General features: G+C 68.4%; 15 protein-coding genes and 1 riboswitch. Of the genes, 7 read left to right on the top strand and 8 right to left on the bottom strand.

All coding sequences use genetic code 11. The features are described from left to right. Window positions 1-18 precede the first annotated feature (18 nt). Window positions 19-1,083, top strand: a complete 1,065-nt coding sequence (locus IEY31_RS01740) for an ABC transporter ATP-binding protein (protein WP_188968376.1) — start codon at window positions 19-21, stop codon at window positions 1,081-1,083. A 41-nt stretch (window positions 1,084-1,124) separates the two neighbouring features. Next, window positions 1,125-1,691 (top strand): hypothetical protein, encoded by a 567-nt coding sequence (locus IEY31_RS01735; protein ID WP_188968374.1) that lies wholly within the window; start codon window positions 1,125-1,127, stop codon window positions 1,689-1,691. A gap of 113 nt (window positions 1,692-1,804) precedes the next feature. On the opposite strand, the gene IEY31_RS01730 is transcribed toward IEY31_RS01735, so the two are convergent. From IEY31_RS01730 to IEY31_RS01705, 6 genes are all read right to left on the bottom strand, one after another. Continuing rightward, window positions 1,805-3,442, bottom strand: a complete 1,638-nt coding sequence (locus tag IEY31_RS01730; protein ID WP_188968372.1) for an MDR family MFS transporter — start codon at window positions 3,440-3,442, stop codon at window positions 1,805-1,807. Further along, window positions 3,439-3,921 carry a MarR family winged helix-turn-helix transcriptional regulator gene (locus IEY31_RS01725; RefSeq protein ID WP_188968370.1) on the bottom strand — a complete coding sequence of 161 codons (483 nt, stop codon included), beginning with the start codon at window positions 3,919-3,921 and terminating at the stop codon, window positions 3,439-3,441. The genes IEY31_RS01730 and IEY31_RS01725 overlap by 4 nt, the downstream gene beginning before the upstream one ends. Window positions 3,922-4,011: 90 nt before the next feature. After that, entirely contained in the window at window positions 4,012-4,479 is a 468-nt protein-coding gene (locus IEY31_RS01720; RefSeq protein WP_188968368.1) for an NUDIX domain-containing protein, read from the bottom strand. An 8-nt stretch (window positions 4,480-4,487) separates the two neighbouring features. Further along, the gene (gene eutC / locus IEY31_RS01715; protein WP_188968367.1) at window positions 4,488-5,249 is read right to left on the bottom strand and encodes an ethanolamine ammonia-lyase subunit EutC; all 762 of its coding nucleotides are present in this window, start codon (window positions 5,247-5,249) and stop codon (window positions 4,488-4,490) included. Next, a complete protein-coding gene (locus tag IEY31_RS01710; protein WP_268238915.1) occupies window positions 5,246-6,625 on the bottom strand; it encodes an ethanolamine ammonia-lyase subunit EutB in 1,380 nt (459 codons plus the stop codon). Before IEY31_RS01710 ends, eutC begins: the two co-directional genes overlap by 4 nt. A gap of 129 nt (window positions 6,626-6,754) precedes the next feature. Then, window positions 6,755-7,975 (bottom strand): CynX/NimT family MFS transporter, encoded by a 1,221-nt coding sequence (locus IEY31_RS01705; protein WP_188968365.1) that lies wholly within the window; start codon window positions 7,973-7,975, stop codon window positions 6,755-6,757. A 114-nt stretch (window positions 7,976-8,089) separates the two neighbouring features. Further along, window positions 8,090-8,191, top strand: a riboswitch (TPP riboswitch). An 80-nt stretch (window positions 8,192-8,271) separates the two neighbouring features. Here IEY31_RS01705 and IEY31_RS01700 point away from each other — a divergent pair. After that, window positions 8,272-9,306, top strand: a complete 1,035-nt coding sequence (locus IEY31_RS01700) for a thiamine ABC transporter substrate-binding protein (protein WP_188968363.1) — start codon at window positions 8,272-8,274, stop codon at window positions 9,304-9,306. A 72-nt stretch (window positions 9,307-9,378) separates the two neighbouring features. Here the strand turns inward: IEY31_RS01700 and IEY31_RS01695 are convergent, their stop codons facing one another. Further along, window positions 9,379-9,795, bottom strand: coding sequence for a YbaN family protein (locus tag IEY31_RS01695; RefSeq protein ID WP_188968361.1), 417 nt, complete (start codon window positions 9,793-9,795; stop codon window positions 9,379-9,381). Window positions 9,796-9,947: 152 nt separating this feature from the next. On the opposite strand from IEY31_RS01695, the gene IEY31_RS01690 reads away from it, so the two are divergent. The 3 genes from IEY31_RS01690 (at window position 9,948) to IEY31_RS01680 (ending at window position 16,507) form a co-directional block, all read left to right on the top strand. Then, window positions 9,948-10,688: a phosphotransferase family protein gene (locus IEY31_RS01690; RefSeq protein WP_188968359.1), complete on the top strand. Its 741-nt coding sequence runs from the start codon at window positions 9,948-9,950 to the stop codon at window positions 10,686-10,688. Between the two features lie 157 nt (window positions 10,689-10,845). Continuing rightward, window positions 10,846-12,876 (top strand): ExeM/NucH family extracellular endonuclease, encoded by a 2,031-nt coding sequence (locus IEY31_RS01685; RefSeq protein WP_188968357.1) that lies wholly within the window; start codon window positions 10,846-10,848, stop codon window positions 12,874-12,876. Window positions 12,877-13,147: 271 nt separating this feature from the next. Further along, a complete protein-coding gene (locus tag IEY31_RS01680) occupies window positions 13,148-16,507 on the top strand; it encodes a DEAD/DEAH box helicase (protein WP_188968355.1) in 3,360 nt (1,119 codons plus the stop codon). A 79-nt stretch (window positions 16,508-16,586) separates the two neighbouring features. Here IEY31_RS01680 and IEY31_RS01675 read toward each other — a convergent pair whose 3' ends face one another. Then, window positions 16,587-17,207 (bottom strand): DUF305 domain-containing protein, encoded by a 621-nt coding sequence (locus tag IEY31_RS01675; RefSeq protein WP_188968353.1) that lies wholly within the window; start codon window positions 17,205-17,207, stop codon window positions 16,587-16,589. Window positions 17,208-17,266: 59 nt separating this feature from the next. On the opposite strand from IEY31_RS01675, the gene IEY31_RS01670 reads away from it, so the two are divergent. Next, window positions 17,267-18,421 carry a mechanosensitive ion channel family protein gene (locus IEY31_RS01670; RefSeq protein WP_188968351.1) on the top strand — a complete coding sequence of 385 codons (1,155 nt, stop codon included), beginning with the start codon at window positions 17,267-17,269 and terminating at the stop codon, window positions 18,419-18,421. The last annotated feature ends 13 nt before the right edge of the window (window positions 18,422-18,434 follow it).

The following is an 18,434-nucleotide window of genomic DNA, read 5'->3' as shown; positions in this document are numbered from 1 at the left end:
CACTCTTGAGAGGACCCCATGACCGCCACCCAGGCCCGCCCCCCCCACCCTGCCCCCAACAGTCAGGCCGCTCCGGTCAAATTGGAGGGTGTCACCAAGCGCTTCGGCAAGACCATCGCCGTGCAAGGCGCCAACCTGGAGGTACAGCCCGGCACGCTGATCACGCTGCTGGGGCCCTCGGGCTGCGGCAAGACCACCATCCTGCGCATGATCGCCGGGCTGGAAACCATCACCGAGGGCAAACTCTCGATTGACCACGAGGACGTGACCCAGCTCTCGGCGGCGCAGCGCGACGTGACGATGGTGTTCCAGAGCTACGCGCTGTTCCCGCACCTGAGCGTGCTGGAAAACGTCGCCTACGGTCTGCGCGTGGCCCGCCGCCCCGACGCCGTCGAGGCCGCCGAGGAGGCCCTGAAGCTGGTGGGGCTGGGCGGCTACGGCAGCCGCGCGCCGTCGCAACTGTCGGGCGGGCAGCAGCAGCGTGTGGCCCTGGCCCGCGCCCTGGTGATGAAACCCAAGGTGTTGCTGTTCGACGAGCCGCTGTCCAACCTGGACGCCAAGTTGCGCCGCCAGATGCGCAATGAGATTCGCGCCATCCAGCAGCAGCTGGGCATCACCGCTGTATACGTAACCCACGATCAGGCCGAGGCGCTGGCGATCTCGGACGTGGTGGTGGTCATGAGTGCGGGCCGGATCGAGCAGATCGGCACCCCCGAGGACCTGTACCGCCGCCCTGCCAACGCCTTTGTGGCCGATTTTATCGGCGAGGCCAACCTGTTGCAGGCCACCTATGACGGCCAGCAACTGGGCTTCGGCAATGTGTTTCTGCCCTACACCCAGCCCGGCGCGCCCACCGGCGACGTGCGCGTGCTGGTGCGGCCCGAATCCATCTCGTTCAGCGAGACGGGGCTGGCCGGGCGCATCACCTCCGGCGCGTACCTGGGGGCCATGACCGAGTACACCATCGAAACGTCGGCCGGGGAAGTGCTGATCGCCCCGCCCTCCGAGTCCACCATCCTGCCCAACGGCAGCGACATCCACCTGGATTTCCGCAGCAACGGCCTGTACATCCTGCCCGCGTGATCCCCGGTCTCCCTCTTCGCCTGCCCACAAGGAGTTTCCCCATGCGCCACCTGCTGCTGACCGCTGCCCTGCTGCTGCCTCTCGCCTCCGCCCAGATCTCCGTGTCCGATATTCCCGCCCTGCCGCCGGGGGTCACGGCGCAGGCTCCGGCGGCTGCGCCCACCATGCCTGCGGCCCCCGCTGCCCAGGCTGGTCCCGTCGCCAGGGTGGAGATTCAGGATGTGGAGATCACGGCCCCGGTCAGCACAAACGCCACTCCCACGGTGGCCAGTGATGATGTGGGCGAGGTGATGATTCCCGTGCTCGCCACCGACAAGGACGGCAATCCGGTGGCGGGCGTGGCCGTGACCTGGGAGGTCAAGACCACCGGCAAGAACCCCGTGTTCGTGATTGCCAGCATGGTGGACGGCAAGATGACCGACATTGCGGCCACCATCGCGCCGGACGGCACAGCCAAATATGAGACGGTGACCGGCGCGGACGGCACCGTGACGCTGCTGCTGAACGCCGCCGCCAGTACCGCCGCCGCGCTGACGGTAACCGCTCCCACCGGCGAGGTAAAGAACCTGCGCGACGCGAAGCAGACGATTGACTGGATCGGTCAGTAGGCGTCAGCGCCTGGGGGTGCTGAACACTCTCTGGTACGTCAGTCAAATCATTTGACGCAGCAAAAAGCAAGCCCCGGCACTGGCGGGGGCTTGCTTTTTGCTGCGCCTGAAGCTCAGTCGGTGGCCTGAACGCTGACCTGACCGCCCCCCTTCACTTCCACCGTGTGGGGCTGGCGGCCCAGCAGCGGGCGTTCGGGCAGCAGCAGGGCCGCGATAAAGGCCAGCCCCACCAGCGCGGCCGAGACCAGGAACACCTCGTTGATGGCGCCCACCATGACGTTTCTCAGGGCTGCCGTGATCTGCGCGAGCAGTTCAGGCTGCCCCAGCTGTTGCAGCGCCCCGCCCAGCTGCGCGCTGGCGTCCGGGCTGGTCAGCAGGTTGGGGCTGGCAATGGCGTCTTGCAGCGGCGCGGGCAGGGTCTTGGCGGCGGCAGGCAGCTGGGCCCCCAGCTTGCCGGCCAGCTGCGCGTTGACCAGTGCCCCGAACAGGCTGACCGCCAGCGTGCCGCCGATCTGCTGAAAGAACTGGTTGCCGGCCGTGGCGCTGCCCAGCTTCTCGCGGGGGGCGGCATTCTGCACCGCCAGCACCAGCTGGCTGTTGACCGGCCCCAGCCCCAGCCCCAGCAGGACCATGGTGCCCACCGCCAGCCACATCGGGGTGGTCAGGCTCAGGGTGGAGGCCAGCGTCAGCGCGGCGGCGGCCACCAGCGCCCCGATGACGATCAGCCGTTTGTAGCGCCCGGTGCGGCTCACGAACTGGCCCGCCAGGGTGCTGGTCAGAATCATGCCGCCCATCAGCGGGGCCAGGGCCAGCCCGCTGCCCGAGGCGCTGCTTCCCCGCACGCCCTGCATGTACAGCGGCAGGTACAGAATCGCGGCGTACATGCCCGCGCTCACCAGAAAGGCAGCCAGCGCGGCGGTGGCAATGCTGCGGTCTTTCAGCAGGCCCAGGTCCAGGATGGGCCGCACCTGACGGCGGCTGTGCAGCGCGTAGCCCACGCCCAGCGCCAGCGCCCCGGCCAGCAGGCCCAGGATCTGCGGGCTGCCCCAGGCGTAGGTGCCGCCGCCCCAGGACACCGCCAGCGTCAGCGTGGTGACGGTGCCCGCCAGCAGCGCCGCGCCGGGTGCGTCGAAACGGCGGCCCGTTTGCGTGGTCTGCGCGGGTTTGGGCAGCCGGAAGTAGCGCCAGATGAAATACGCCGCCAGCAACGCGAACGGCAGGTTCACGAAGAACACGCTGCGCCAGCCCAGGTGATCGGTCAGGAAGCCGCCCACCAGCGGCCCCACCACGCTGGACACGCCCCACACCGCGCCGGTGTAGCCCTGGTAGCGCCCGCGCTCGAGGGGTGTGAACAGGTCTGCAATGGCCGTGAAGCTCATGGCCATCAGCATGCCGCCGCCGATCCCCTGCAGGGCGCGCAGCACGATCAGTTGATCCATGCTGTGTGCGAAGCCCAGGCCCACGCTGCCCAGCGCGAACACCGCGATGCCCAGCAGAATCAGCGGGCGGCGGCCCACGCGGTCACTGATGGTGCCCACGATGGGAATGGTGATGGTGGTGGCCAGCGAGTACGCGGTAAAGGCCCAGGCGTACAGGTGAAAGCCGCCCAGGTCGCTGATCACGCGCGGCATGGCGCTGCCCACCACCGTCAGGTTCAGGCTGGACAGGAACAGCACGGTCAGGATGCCTACAAAGGCCATGATCCGGTCGCGCTCGTTGAGGCCGGAATGAGAGTGGCCGGGGGCAGTCATGCGCTGGCCTCCTCAGGAAGGGGAAGGCTCAGGGCATCGTGAAAGTCCTGCATGGCCTTCAGCGCCGCCCCGACGCGCTGCGGCGGCAGGTGGCCGAAGTGCGAGGCGACAATGGCCTGCCCGGTCTCGCGGGTGCGGGCACGGGTGGCCCGGCCCTGGGGGGTGAGATGCAGATGGAAGCAGCGCAGATCGGCGGGATCACTGACCCGTTCCACCAGACCGTTCCTGACCAGCTTGGACACGATGCGCGTCACGGTGGGGGCGGGCAGATTCTGCTTGCTGGCAATCCGGCCCGGCGTCTGCTCGCCGTCCATGATCGCGGCCAGCACCAGCAGTTCCTTGGTGTTCAGGCCCAGTGCGGTTTCCAGCGGTTCGTCCAGCGCCTGCCGGAAGCGCCGCGACAGCCGCAGGGTCAGCCGGATCATCTCGTAGAGACTGTCGGTCTGCGCCTCGGCCATGGGGGGGGTGGGTAAACTCATTTCATCTGGAAGTATTTCAGATGAAAGAGAAGGGGGCAAGCGGAAATCGTCCCTGACCGGGGAACATGATGGAAGGCCCAACAGCGGGCTTCAGGGGCCAAGAATCTGGACTCCCTCCACCCCGTCGAGCTGCTCGGTCAGCCACGCGCCGCGCGTCAGGTGGGCTTCCAGCACGGCGGGCAGCCAGGGCAGGCAGTCGTCAGGCAGAGCGTCCGGGGCAAACCAGCCCACTTCAGAGGTCTTGTCCAGTGGCGCCAGTTCCCCGGCCCACTCGCGGGTCAGGAACAGGAAATCGGTGCCCTGCATTCCGCCGATGTCAAAGCGCGACACGCCCAGCGCGGTCAGCGCGCCGGCCTCCACCCGCAGGCCCAGTTCTTCTTCCACCTCACGCACAGCTGCTGTGACCAGCGTCTCGCCGCGTTCCACCCGTCCGCCCGGCAGCCCCCACAGCCCGTTCATGTAGCCGGTGCCGTCGCGGCGGCCCAGCAGCACGCGCCCGGAGTCGTCCTGCACGACGAGCCAGGCGATCAGGTAAAAGGGCGCTGGGGGAAGGGTCATGGGCCAGTCTAGCCGCGCGGCAGGGGTGCAAAATCCGGTGGAGGCCCGCCGCCCTCGTCCTTGAGGGCCACACCGCTGAGTTCCCGGCGCAGCGCCTGCCGGATCAGGTGGGCCAGCCGCCACGCCGCCACGCGCACGTCCAGCCCCGCCGGGCGGATGTTGGATACGCAGTTGCGGGCCGAGTCGCGGGTCTGGGGCTGCGGATCGAAGGTCAGGTACGCCCCCAGACTGTCGGGGCTGCTCAGGCCGGGGCGTTCGCCGATCAGGACCAGGACCAGCCGTGCGTTCAGGGCCTGCGCCACCGGGTCGCCCAGCGCCACCCGCGCCTGCCTTGCCAGCACGACCGGGCCGATGCTCAGGCTGGCGGCGCGCAGCTCAGGGAGCAGCAGCGCCAGCAGCGGCCCCACATGCGCCAGCGCCCCCGCCGAGAGGCCGTCCGCCACGACGATCACCACGTCGCAAGGGGATTGCCCCTCCAGCTCCGCCAGACATTCAGGTGACAGCGCCCGCCCCAGATCCGGGCGACGCAGATACTCGGCGCGGTCTGCGGCGCAGCTGTGAACATGCAGAACCACTTCTCCAGCAGCCGTGAGTGCCCCGGCCAGTGACCCAAAATCGGCGGGCGCATGAACGGCGTCCCGTGCTGCCGCGTGCGCCGCGTTGAACCTCAGCAGTTCCCGCGTGGGCAGCGAGGTTCCGGCCCGGCCCAGCGCAATGCGGGCGTCGGTGAACTCTTTCAGCGAGGCCCAGGGGGTCAGCTCGTCGGTCATCCGCCCGCCGCCCTCATCAGTTCCCGCACCTGCGCCCGTCCCGGCAAGGTCAGCCCTCCATCCCGGCTGAGGCCCACCGTTTCCAGCCACGCGGCGAACTCCGGCGCGGGCGGTCGGTTAAACATGCGGCGCAGGTACCACGCGTCGTGGAAGGAAGTGGACTGGTAGTTCAGCATGATGTCATCCGCGCCCGGCACGCCCATGATGAAGGTCACGCCCGCCGCGCCCAGCAGCGTCAGCAGGGTGTCGGTGTCGTCGCCGTCGGCCTCGGCGTGGTTGGTGTAGCAGATGTCGCAGCCCATCGGTAGGCCCAGCAGCTTGCCGCAGAAATGATCTTCCAGCCCCGCGCGGATGATCTGCTTGCCGTCGTACAGGTACTCCGGGCCAATAAAGCCCACCACGGTATTGACCAGCAGCGGGCGGTAGTGCCGCGCCACCGCATAGGCGCGGGCCTCCAGCGTGCCCTGATCGACGCCGTGGTGGGCGTCCGCCGACAGTGCGCTGCCCTGCCCGGTCTCGAAGTACATCACGTTGTCGCCGAAGCCCCCGGCCAGCGGTGCGCCGCGCCGCAACTCCAGCGCCGCCGCGTGCGCCTCGTCCAGCAGCGTCAGATCAACGCCGAAACCGCTGTTGGCGTCCTGCGTGCCCGCCACGCTCTGAAACACCAGATCCACCGGGGCGCCGCGCCCCAGCGCCTCCAGGGTGTTGGTGACGTGGGTCAGCACGCAGCTCTGGGTGGGCACGCCGGTCTGCTGGCGGAAGTCGTCCAGCAGGCGCAACAGGCCCACGCAACTGTCCACGCTGTCCAGCGCCGGGTTGATGCCGATCACCGCGTCGCCGCAGCCGAACATCAGGCCGTCCAGGGTGCTGGCCAGGATGCCGCGTGGATCGTCGGTGGGGTGGTTGGGCTGGAGGCGCGTGCTGAAGCGGCCCCGCTGGCCCAGGGTGGTGCGGAAGCGCGTGACCACCTCTACCCTGGACGCCACCAGCACCAGATCCTGCACGCGCATCAGTTTGCTCACGGCGGCCACCATCTCCGGCGTCAGGCCGGGGGCCAGGGCGGCCAGGGCCTCTGGGGTGGCCTCGTCGCCCAGCAGCCAGTCGCGGAACCCGCCCACGCTCAGGTGGGATACGGGCGCGAAGGCTGCCGCGTCGTGGCTGTCCACGATCAGGCGCGTGACCTCGTCGGCCTCGTAGGGAATCAGCAGGTCTTCCAGAAACAGGCCCAGGGGAAGGTCAGCCAGCACCTGCCGCGCCGCCTCGCGTTCCTGGGCACTGCCTGCCGCCAGTCCGGCCAGCCCGTCGCCGGATTTGGGCGGGCTGGCGCAGGCCATCACCCGCCGCAGGTCGGGGAAGCTGAAGTGGTGGTGCCCCAGTGTCAGGTGGTACGTGGGCGGCTCCGGTGGGGGGAAGGGGGCATGGGTCAGTGTAGGCGCGGGGCCGGGAAGGGGTGACGGGTTGGTGGGTGCCTGGGGTGGGGGCGGCGTGGGGCGGGCCGCCCCCGCTTACGCCCGGGGCGCCCGCCCCGCCGCCACCCCGGTGACCAGCACCACCCCGGTCATGGCCAGCAGGAACAGCAGCGGCACCTGCCAGTCGCCGGTCCAGTCGTGCAGCGCCCCGAAGATAAAGGGGCCGGACGCCGCCAGCACGTAGCCGAAGCCCTGCGCCATGGCCGAGAGCTGCGGCACCTGCGTCACGCTGGCGGCGCGCACGGCGATGAACATCAGGGCCAGCGGAAACATGCTGCCCGCGCCCGCACCCATCATGAACAGCCACGGCAGCGGCGTCAGCGGCGCCAGCAGTAGGCCCGTGATGCCCGCCGCGCTGATCAGGGCCGTGCCCGCCGCCAGCGGCACCAGCAGGCGGGGCCGGGCCGCCAGCATCGGCACTGCCAGCGTGAAGGGCAGCTGCACCACGTTGGCAAAGGCCAGCAGCAGTCCGGCCTGCGCCTCGGTGAAGCCCTCGTCCTGCAGCACCTTGGGCAGCCAGGTGAGCCAGGTAAAGAACACCAGCGACTGAAAGCCCATGTACAGCGTCACCGACAGCGCGTAGGGGTTGCGCCACACCGACGGCCCCTCGCCCCTCAGCGGGCGGGCGTGCGTCTGCCGCCCGAACACGGCGGGCAGCCACGCCAGCACGCCCGCCATGGCCAGCCCGATCCACACGCCCACCGACGAGCGCCATTCTCCGCCCAGCGCGGTCATCAGCGGCACCGCTACCCCAGAGGCCAGCGCCGCGCCGCCCACCACCGCCAGCGTGTACAGCCCGGTCATGGGCCCCACCCGCGTGGCGTAATCGCGCCGGATCAGGCTGGGCAGCAGCACGTTGTTCAGCGCGATGCCCGCGCCGACCAGCAGGGTGCCGGTCAGGATGACCGGCAGCGTTGCGCCGATGCGCAGCACGCTGCCCAGGCCGATCACGGCGGTGGCCAGCAGGATGATGGTCTCGTTGCTGTAGCGGCGGCTCAGCAGCGGGGCCAGCGGGGCCAGCACGCCCCAGCACAGCAGCGGCAGCGTGGTCAGCAGGCTCAGGGTGGCCGCACTGACCTGAAACTCGGCCTGGAATTGCGACAGCAGCGGCCCGAAGCCGGCGATGGGCGGGCGCAGGTTCAGCGCCACCACGACCAGGCCCAGGATCAGCAGCGGGGCGGCGGTGGGCTTGCGGCGCTGCGTGGTCTGTTCGTTCGCGTCCAGCGACTCGGGGGCAGCGAGGTCAGGACGGCTCATGCCCCCAACCCTAGCGCGTCCACCCACCACTGCGGCTGTGCCCATTGACCAGGAGTGAAGGCCACAATCCAGAGTGAAACACGCTCTTGCCCGCGCCGCTCTGCTACCTTGGGCCTGCGTCACCGGGGGTGCCTGCCGTTTACCGGCGGGCTGAGAAACACCCCAACGAACCTGATCCGGGTCATACCGGCGGAGGGAGCGTGACCGGCCAGCCCCGAAGAGTTCGGCGTCTGGCCCCGCTTCCCCTCGTGACGCGAGGGGGCTTTTTTATGTTTGGAAGTGTGTTTGGAAACAGTATGCGTGTAAGGAGTGTGTTGACGGCGGCTTTACTGGTGGCGGGCGTGGCTTCGGCCCAGACCACCCTGACGGTCATCACCCACGATTCCTTCGACGTGGACAAGAAGCTCGTGGCGTCTTTCGAGGCGGCCAACAACGCCAGGGTGCGCTTCGTGAAGGGCGGCGACGCCGGAGAGCTGTTGAATCGCCTGATCCTGACCCACCGCGCTCCGCTGGCCGATGTGGTGTACGGCCTGGACAACAGCCTGCTGGGCCGCGCCCGCAGCGCCGATCTGTTGCAGGCCTACCGGTCGCCCGCACTCTCGGGGGTGGATCCGGCCTACCGCCTGGACGACGCAGGCCTGCTGAACACGGTGGACTACGGCTTCGTGGCCCTCAACTATGACCGCGCGTATTTCCAGAAGGCGGGACTGGCCCTGCCGAAATCGCTGGAGGACCTGAAATCCCCGCAATACGCCAAGTTGACCGTGGTGGCAAGTCCGGCCACCAGCAGCCCCGGCTTGGCTTTCCTGCTGGCCACCGTCAATCACTACGGCGAGGCGGGGGCGTGGCAGTGGTGGCGCGACGCCCGCCTGAACGGCCTGAAGGTCACGCGCGGCTGGAGCGACGCCTACAACAAGGAGTTCACGCGCAACGGTGGCCGCTACCCCATCGTGCTGTCGTACGCCAGCAGCCCCGCCGCCGAGGTGTTCTACGCGGATAACTACGACGCCAGAAAACTGCCCGCGCAGGCCCCCACCGCCAACCTGTTCCTGCCCGGCAGCACCTGGCTGCAACTGGAAGGAGTGGGCATCCTGAAGGGTGCAAAGCAGCCGGCCCTGGCCCGAAAATTTGTGGACTTCATGCTGGGTAAAGGCGTGCAGGCCGACATTCCTACCCGCATGTGGATCTACCCGGCGGTGGGAGGCACGCCGCTGGATCCGGTGTTCAGGTTCGCCGATCAGCCGCAGCTGGCCGCCGTCAAGCCCGGCCTGACCGCCAACCCGCAGCGGCTGGTGGACGCCTGGGTGACGCAGGTGCTGCGGGCGCGCTAGTCGCAAAACCGCAGGCCATCCAAACCCCCTGCTGCGATAGAGGGGGTTTTTGACGGCGTGCCAAGGCCCCGCTCAGCGTTTCGTTGGCACCCGGAGGCTGATGTAGTAGAGCCCGAACAGGCCAACGAGCACCCAGCCCACCTGTCCCACCAGTACCGGGATGCGCCCCAGGCTGAAACTGACGGCCACGACAATGCAGATGCAGGCGAACCACTTGGCGCGCAGCGGCATGCCCCGGCCCTCGCGGTAGTCGCTGACCAGCTGGCCCACCACCGGGCGCGAGAGCAACCACGCCTCCCAGCGCGGATCGCCACGCGCGAAGCTGGCGGCGGCCAGCACGAACCACACGGTGCCGGGAAAGCCGGGCAGCACCAGCCCCAGGAACCCGAAGGCGCACAGCACAAAGCCCAGCGCCACCCACAGCGGCTTGACCGGGCGGGCCTGGGCCTGACCCTGTCCCGCGGAGGTGGAGGAAATGGGCGGCGTCATACGGGGTAGGGTAGTCCATCGGGCGACGGTTTTTCGGGCCTCCTGTTACCTATGGATGTTTTCCGGGGGACGAATGGCTGTGCCCGGCGGCGTGAGCGCAATGGCGCTGCGGCGATGCCGGGCCGCTTCTGTCACTGTCCCGTGAATACTCCATGACCGCTGATCCTGCCGCCCAATTTCTTCGCCACGGCCTGAGCGTCGCGGGCCTGCACCGCGCCGCTGCCGGGTTTTCCAACGAGGTCTGGCTGACCCACACGGCGGTGCTGCGCCTCGGCCCTGCTGTGGACCACGCGCGGGAGGCGGCGGTGGCGCAGGGCGCCCTGGCGGCGGGGATTCGCACGGCCAGACCGCTGTTCTGGGACGCGGACTCCAGCCTGTGGGAACGGCTGCCGGGTAGAATGCCCACGCCTGCCCAGCTCACCCCTGCTTTCTGGAACGCGGTGCTGGCCGATCTGGAGCGCCTGCATGCCGCCCCACCCGAACCGCACCTGCCCCGCCCCTCGGAGTGGTGGGCGGGCGACCTGAGATTACTGGCGGGCGGCGCGGACTGGCCGCCTGCCGAGCGGGCCGCCCTACGGCGGGTGCTGTCCACACCGTATCCGCTGACCGCGCCCGTATTCGTGCACGGCGACGTGTACCGCCACAACCTGCTGGCCGACGCGGCGGGCCGTTACGCCGGGCTGCTGGACTGGGGCAACGCGGGTTGGGCCACCCTGGAACATGAGTGCGCCGTGCTGGACCATGTGGAACCCGCGCTGGCCCGCTGGGGCGGGCGACTCGATACGGGGTTGCTTTGGCGGCTACGCCTGGAACTGCTGCTGAAGGTATGGGGCGCCGGCCGCGTCTCTTCCGGGATGGTGCGTGGGGCGCTGGCCCACTGCACACGTCCATGACCTGCAAATGTCCATGACAGGGTGAGCGCAGGATGGGGCTGAAGCTCCGCAGCCCCGGACCGCATCCGCGTACCTCATGACGGCGTGGGGAGAAACTCGTTACACTGGTTCTCCGTCACAATCCTTCACCCCCTCTCCCTATTCACACGGAGTTCCCATGACCATGAAGTTCCTGCAAGGCGGCGCACTGCTGCTGGGCCTGACTGCGCTGCTGGCGGCCTGCAACACCCCCGACACCACGCCCAAACCTCCCACCTACGCCTGCCCGGTGGATACCGTTGTCACGCCGATTTCCTCCGTGCAGGGCACGGGCGCGGCCAGCCCGCTGGTGAACAAGGTGGTGACCATTCGCGGCGTGGTGACGCAGGACGCGCAGGCGGGCCTGAGCGGATTCTTCGTGCAGGACCTGAAGCCCGACAGCGATCCCAGAACCAGTGAGGGCGTCTTCGTCTTCACCGCCGCCGCGCCCAACACCGTCAAGGTGGGCGAGGTGCTGGAGGTCACCGGCACGGTCAAGGAATTCTTCAACTCCACCCAGCTGGACAGCGTCACCACCGTCACCTCTTGCGGCGAGACGACGCTGCCTACCGCCACCGCACTGACCTATCCGCTGTCCTCGCCGGACGCGCTGGAAAACGTGGAGGGCATGTTGGTGTCGGTCAGTACCCCCATGACCGTGACCAACACCTTTACCCTGGGGCGCTACGGCGAACTGGGCCTGTCCAGTGACGGACGGCTGTTCAACCCCACCAACGGGCAGGGGGCCACCCTGGAGGCCAACCGGAACCGCACCCTGATTCTGGATGACGGCAGCAGCAAGCAGAACCCGGCCGTTATTCCCTACCTGAACGCGAACAAGACCCGCCGTGCCGGGGATACCGTGACCGGGCTGGTGGGCGTGATGCATTACGCCAACAACGCCTTCAAGCTCGAGCCTACCCAGGCGCCCGTGTTTGCGAATACCAACCCCCGCACCGCCGCGCCCAAGCCGGTGGGCGGCACGCTCAGGGTGGCGGGCGCAAACGTCCTGAACTACTTCACCACGCTGGACGACGGCAAGAACGGTGCGCGTGGGGCAGACAGCGCCGACGAGTTCAAGCGCCAGAAAGACAAGATCGTGGCCGGGCTGCGCGGCCTGGACGCCGACGTGATCACCCTGATGGAGATCGAGAACAACGGCGAAATGGCCCTGGATGATCTGGTGGCTGCCCTGAACAGCGCTGCCGGAAAAACCGAATATGCCAGCGTCAAGACTGGAACGGTGGGCACCGACGCCATCCGCGTGGCGATCATCTACCGTCCCGGCAAGGTGGAAACGGTGGGCAACGCGCGCATCGACGACAACCCCGCCTTCGATAAGGCCCGTAAGCCAGTGGCCCAGACCTTCCGTGATATTGCCGGAAAGGGCGTGTTCACGGTGGTCGCCAACCACTTCAAGAGCAAGGGCAGTTGCCCCACCACAGGTGACGTGGACCAGGGTCAGGGCTGCTGGAATGCGCTGCGTGTCGAGCAGTCCAAAGCCCTGCTGGCCTTTGCCGACAAGCTCAAACTCACCGATCCCGACGTGCTGCTGATGGGAGACCTGAACGCCTACGGCGAGGAAGATCCGATCAAGACGCTGGAGGCGAGCGGCTTCGAGAGCCTGAACAAGCGCATTCCGCTGGCAGACCGCTATTCCTACCAGTTCGACGGCCAGTTTGGTTATCTGGACCACGCCCTGTCCACCATGTCGATGAAGGATCAGGTCAAGGGCATCACGGAGTGGCACATCAACTCCGACGAGCCGGTGGTGCTGGACTACAACACGGAGTTCAAGACGCCGGCCCAGGTTGCCGAGCTGTACGCCCCCGACGCCTACCGCAGCAGTGACCATGACCCCGTGCTGGTGGGCCTGGAGCTCACCGCGGACGGCGCAACCACCGTTCCGCTGACCGTGGGCGTGACGGGTCCGGCCACCGCCACCGTGGATCAGGTCTACACCATCAACGTGACCACTGGCGGGACCCCCACCACGCTGGTGGCCGACTGGGGCGACGGCGGCGGCTTCGAGCGCCTGATTCCCATCGCGGCCAGCGGCCCGCACGTTCACACCTACAAGAAGGCCGGAAGCTTCACCATCACCGTGAAGGCTGGACGCAACGACGACAAGGAGATTGAAACGGCCACCTTGGCTGTCACGGCAAAATAAGCGCTCAGGTATCTGCGCTGTATCACTTCGCCGCCGCGCAACAGCGCCTCGCCCAAGAACGTCTGCCCCTGAGCTAACTTCAGGCTGAGCCCAGGCCCGAGCAGAAACCCGAATCGCCCCTGTGCGGTTCGGGTTTTTTGGCTGCTGCACCCGCCACCGCCTGCATTGGAAGGTTTCGCCTGCGCCCTTTTCTGACATGCGCTAGACTTGAGGGCGTGTTTTTCTTTGCGGTAGGTGTTGAGGTCCGGTGGGCCATGTGGCGGGTGAAGGCGTGAAGCTCAGTCGCCTGCCGCCGGGGTTCGGCCTCGACACGGCGGCGCAGGGGCTGGCGCTGCGGCAGGAGGCGGTGCAGAACGTGCGGCGCGAGTGGACCGATGCGGGCTGGCGGGCCCAGGGCACCGTCACCGAGGGCGGGGTGGACTACGAGGCGATGGTGGAACTGCTGCCGCCGCCGGACCCGCAACTGCGGGCGTCGTCGTGCACCTGCGGGCGGTACCGCTGCCGCCACGTGGCCGCGCTGGTGCTGTCCACCGATCCGCCTGACGGCCCCCGGCCTGTTGCCACCGCTGCCGCTCCCTCCCAGACCGAGGAAGCCCTGGACGCCCGCACCCAGCAGTGGCTGTCGGGATTCGGCGCGTCGGGGCGCAGCCCGTCACGCGGGCGGCAGTTCGAGCTGCGTTACGTGCTGCGCCTGCTGCCGCCCTCCAACGGCACGTCCACGTCGCGGCGGCTGGCGGTGCGCCTGATGCGTCTGCCGGTGCGCGGCGAGGTGCCGGACGTGCGCGCCGCCGAGACCTACAGTGTGCCGCGCAGCCTGTCCACCGCTCCCGCCTTCGTGCGCCGCGACGCCGATCTGCTGCGCCTGCTGGAACTGGCCACCACCCCCGCCCGCGAACCGGGCCGCTACGCCGAGGAACTGCACGCGCTGGGCGGCCATCCGGCGGGAGACCTGCTGATCGAGTCGCTGCTGGACAGTGGACGGCTGTGCTGGGAAACCCCGGACCGGACGTTGCAGCGCGGCCCGGAGCTGAGCGGCACGCTGACCTGGGCCTCCGATGACCGGGGGGCGCAGTCGCCCTCGCTGGACATGGCGGGCGCGCCCGACGCCGCGCTGCTGCCCACCCCCAAACCCTGGGCGGTGCGGCCCGCCACCGGCCTGCTGTCGCGGGTGGTGGCCGACGCCCCGCCCGAGCAGGCCGCCCGCTTTCTGTCCGGTCCCACGCTGCAGCCCGCGCAGGCCACGGCGCTGGCCCACGCCATCACCGCCTCGGGCCTGGGGCTGCCGATTCCGCAGACCGTGAAGGTGCGTGAGGAAACCCTGCCCTACACGCCGCAGTTGCATCTGATGGGCCGCCGCGGGACCGTGCAGATGCCGGACCGCTGGATGATGCGCGAGGAAGAACAGACCCTGGCGGTGGCCGAGCTGAAGCACGCCTACGGCGGCCTGCTGGTGCCCGACGCGGTGGGTACCCTGTCCGAGACACCCAATCCCACCGTGTACCGCGACGGCGTGCTGACCCGCATTCCGCGTGACCGGGCGCTGGAACTGGAGGCCGGGCGTGCCCTGGGGCGGGCCGGCTTCGACACCCTGAGGGAAACGTTTCTGGACCGGGCCTTTGCGCCCGAGCTGCGCGACCTGCTGACCCTGGGCGACGAGGAATCCTGGATGGACTTCATGCGCGTGGGGCGCGGGGACCTGGAAGCGCAGGGCTTTACCCTGCACATCCATCCGGATTTTCCCCTGAACTTCGCCGAGATCAGCGACTGGTATGGCGAGGCCGACGACTCCTTCGGCGGCTGGTTCACGCTGGACCTGGGCATCGTGGTGGACGGCGAGCGGGTCAGCCTGATTCCGGTTCTGGCGGACCTGATCGCCCGGCAGCCGGAGCTGTTTTCCCCCGAAGCCCTGGCCGCCCTGGAAGACGACGAGACGCTGTTTGCTGCGCTGGGCGACGGCCGCCGCGTGGCCCTGCCCGCTGGACGCATCCGCGCCATTCTGGGCGTGCTGGTGGAACTGAACCTGCGTGATCTGCCGGCTGGCCCGCTGCGCCTGCCGCTGCTGGACGCCGCCCGACTGGCCGAGCTGGAAGGGGCGTTGAAGGCGCGCTGGGTGGGCGCCGAGCGGCTGCTAGAGCTGGGGCGCAAGCTGCGCGATTTTGGCGGCATCCGGCCCGTCGAGCCGCCCACCGGTCTGAACGCCGAACTGCGCCCGTACCAGTTGCAGGGGCTGGCGTGGCTGCAATTCCTGCGCGAGTACGAGCTGGGCGGCATCCTGGCCGACGACATGGGCCTGGGCAAGACGGTCCAGACCCTGGCGCACCTGCTGATCGAGAAGGATGCGGGCCGCGCGGACCGGCCCAGTCTGGTGATCGCGCCCACCTCCGTGATTGGCAACTGGCAGGCCGAGGCGGCCAAATTTGCGCCGCAGCTGAAAGTGCTGACGCTGCACGGCAAGGAACGCCGCGACCTGTTCGACGAGATCGGGGACCATGACCTGATCCTCAGCACCTACCCGCTGCTGCCGCGTGACCTGGACGAGCTGCGCCAGTTCGGCTACCACCTGCTGATTCTGGACGAGGCTCAGAACATCAAGAACAACAAGACGGCGGCGGCCAAGGCGGCGGGCAGCCTGGACGCGCGGCACCGCCTGTGCCTGACCGGCACGCCGCTGGAAAACCATCTGGGCGAGCTGTGGTCGCAGTTCAACTTCCTGTCGCCGGGCCTGCTGCACGACGAGAAGACCTTCCGCGAGCTGTACCGCACGCCCATCGAGAAGCGCGGGGATGCGGGCCGCCGCGCCGCGCTGGCCGCCCGCGTGCGCCCCTTCATCCTGCGCCGCGAGAAGCGCGACGTGGCCCGCGAGTTGCCGCCCAAGACCGAGATTCCGGTGCGCGTGACCCTGGATGGCGATCAGCGCGACCTGTACGAGACCGTGCGCGTCACGATGGAAAGCCGCGTGCGCGAGGAACTGCAGGCACGCGGACTGGCCCGCAGCACCATCGCCATCCTCGACGCCCTGCTCAAGCTGCGGCAGGCGGTCACGGACCCGCGGCTGGTCAAGCTGGAGGCGGCCCGCAAGGTGGAGGGCAACGCCAAGTTCGACTGGCTGGAGGGCAACCTGCCGCAGATGCTGGAGGAGGGCCGCCGGGTGCTGATCTTCAGCGGCTTTGCCACGCTGCTGGGTCATCTGGAAATGTGGATCAAGGATCAGGGCATTCCGTACTCCATGATCACCGGGCAGACCCAGGACCGCCAGGCGCAGATCGACGCCTTTCAGCGCGGCGACACGCACGTCTTTTTAATTACCCTGAAGGCCGGGGGCGTGGGCCTGAACCTCACGGCCGCCGACACCGTGATTCATTACGACCCGTGGTGGAACCCTGCCGCCGAGGACCAGGCCACCGACCGCGCGTACCGCATCGGGCAGGACAAGCCGGTGTTCGTATACAAGCTGATTGCCGCGGGCAGCGTGGAGGAACGCATTCTGGAGTTGCAGGCCCGCAAGGCCAGTCTGGCGCGGGGCATCCTGGACGGCGGCCTCAGCGAGGCGACGCAGCTCACGGCCCATGACCTCGACCGCCTGTTCGCTCCGCTGGAAACAGAGGAGGAAGAGGAAGGCGTCGAGGCCTGAGCGGTCTTTTCCCTCAAGCCAGCTGACCCAAAGGACACGGCTGGACGCGGGCAGGCGGATTGCGGGCCGCTGCTCGGGGTCAGTGGTGGGTCATATCCGTCATCTCCGGCGCGGGCAGGGGTTCGGCGCCGCGCCTCTTGAGCAGGTCGGTCATGGCTTTAATCTCGGCGCTCTGGCTGGCCCCGATCTGCCGGGCCAGTGCCCGCACCTCAGGGCGCACGCCTGCCTCCAGAGCGGGCGCGGCCATGACCAGCGCTCCCTGATGGTGACGAATCATCAGTTGCAGGAAGGCGGTCTCGGCCTGCGCCGGGGGGAGGGTGTCCAGGCCCGCCGCCTCCTGCGGGGTGGCCATGCCCATGGCGCGGGCGTGTTCCCCGGACATGCTGGGTCCGCCCCAGGGCCGGTTCCACAGGGTCAGCCAGCCGTGCATCTGCCCGATCTGCTCCTGCTGCGACAGCATGATGTCCAGCGCCAGCGTGCGTATGGCCGGATCGCTGCCGCGCTCGCGCACGCGGGTGGACAGGTCCACGGCCTGCGCGTGGTGCTGGATCATCTGCCGGACAAAGCGCACCTCGCGGCTGCCCTCGGTGGGACTACCGTCTGTCAGGCGCGGAACGATCAGCAGCGCCGCGAGGATCAGGGCCAGCAGGGCCAGGGCGGCAGCCATGACTGGGTTGCGGAAGACGGCAGGCCAGGACATGCTCGGCAGTATAGGAATCGTGTCCACAGGCTTATGGCCCCCGCCGTACACTGCGGACAATGGTGAACGAAGTGGATACCTCGCGCCTGCTGGGCGTGGACACCATCTCCGGCACCGTGATCAACGCGTGGAACGACGCCCTGCAGACTGCCGCGCAGTACGGTCCGGCATTGCTGCTGGCGCTGACATTGACCGTCCTGTACACGCTGATCTTCTGGGCGCTCTCGCGGCTGCTGCACGGCGCGGTCAGGCGGATGGTGCCGCCCGACGCGCGGGCCATCACGCACCGCAGCCTGCGCCTGGTGCTGCGACTGACCTTTCTGATGCTGGTGCTGGTCTCGGTCACGGCGCTGTTCGGGCCGCTGGCAAGGTATGGCCCGGCCATTTTCCGGGTGTACGCTTTGCTGCTGCTGCTGTACGTGGGCTGGAACGTACTGGATTACCTGCTGCACCGCCAGACCGCACGCTGGAGCCTGGACGCCAGCCTGCAGCTGTTGCTCAAGAACGTGGTGCGCGTGGTCTGGGCGCTGACCGGCATCTACCTGGTCTTCCAGCAGTTCAGCGTGAACCTGCTGCCCATTCTGGGGGGGCTGGGTGTGCTGGGGCTGGCGGTGGGGTTTGCTGCGCAGGACATTCTCGCCAACCTGATCAGCGGGATAACCCTGCTGCTGGACCGGCCCTTCCGTATTGGCGACTGGATCCGGGTCAGAGAGCAGGAGGGCCAGGTCAGCGGCCTGACCCTGCGGACCACACGCATCCGCACGCGCGACAACGAATTCGTGTCCATTCCCAACAAGGACATCGCGGGCGCAGTGGTTGTCAACCTTTCGGCAGGCGGACCGCTGCGGCTCAATGTGGTGGTTGGAGTGGAATACAGGGAGCGGGTGGACGACGTGCGCCGCATTCTGCTGGAGGTGATGGCCGCGCACCCCAAAGCAGAGAAATCCCCGGCCCCACAGGTGCTGGTCAAAGAGCTGAATGCGTCGAGTGTGGACGTAATCATGCGCTTCTGGGTCAGCGAGGCCAGTATCGCCTCGTATCCGGTGATCTCCATGCAAATGCAGGAGGCGGCCAAGGAAGCCCTCCAGGCGGGCGGCATGGACATTCCCTTTCCGCATCTTCAGCTGCACATTGACGGCGCAAAGGGGCTGGAGGCGTTCTTGCCTGCCGCACCGCAGCAGCGTCCGGCCCGGCCCCGGCGTGAGGAAGATTGACCCGGCCTGTCTT

The sequence above is a fragment of the Deinococcus aerolatus genome, from assembly GCF_014647055.1.
GTDB classification, from domain to species: domain Bacteria; phylum Deinococcota; class Deinococci; order Deinococcales; family Deinococcaceae; genus Deinococcus; species Deinococcus aerolatus.
Note: the sequence above shows the minus strand (reverse complement) of the source record. Positions and strands in the feature narration are given on the sequence as shown.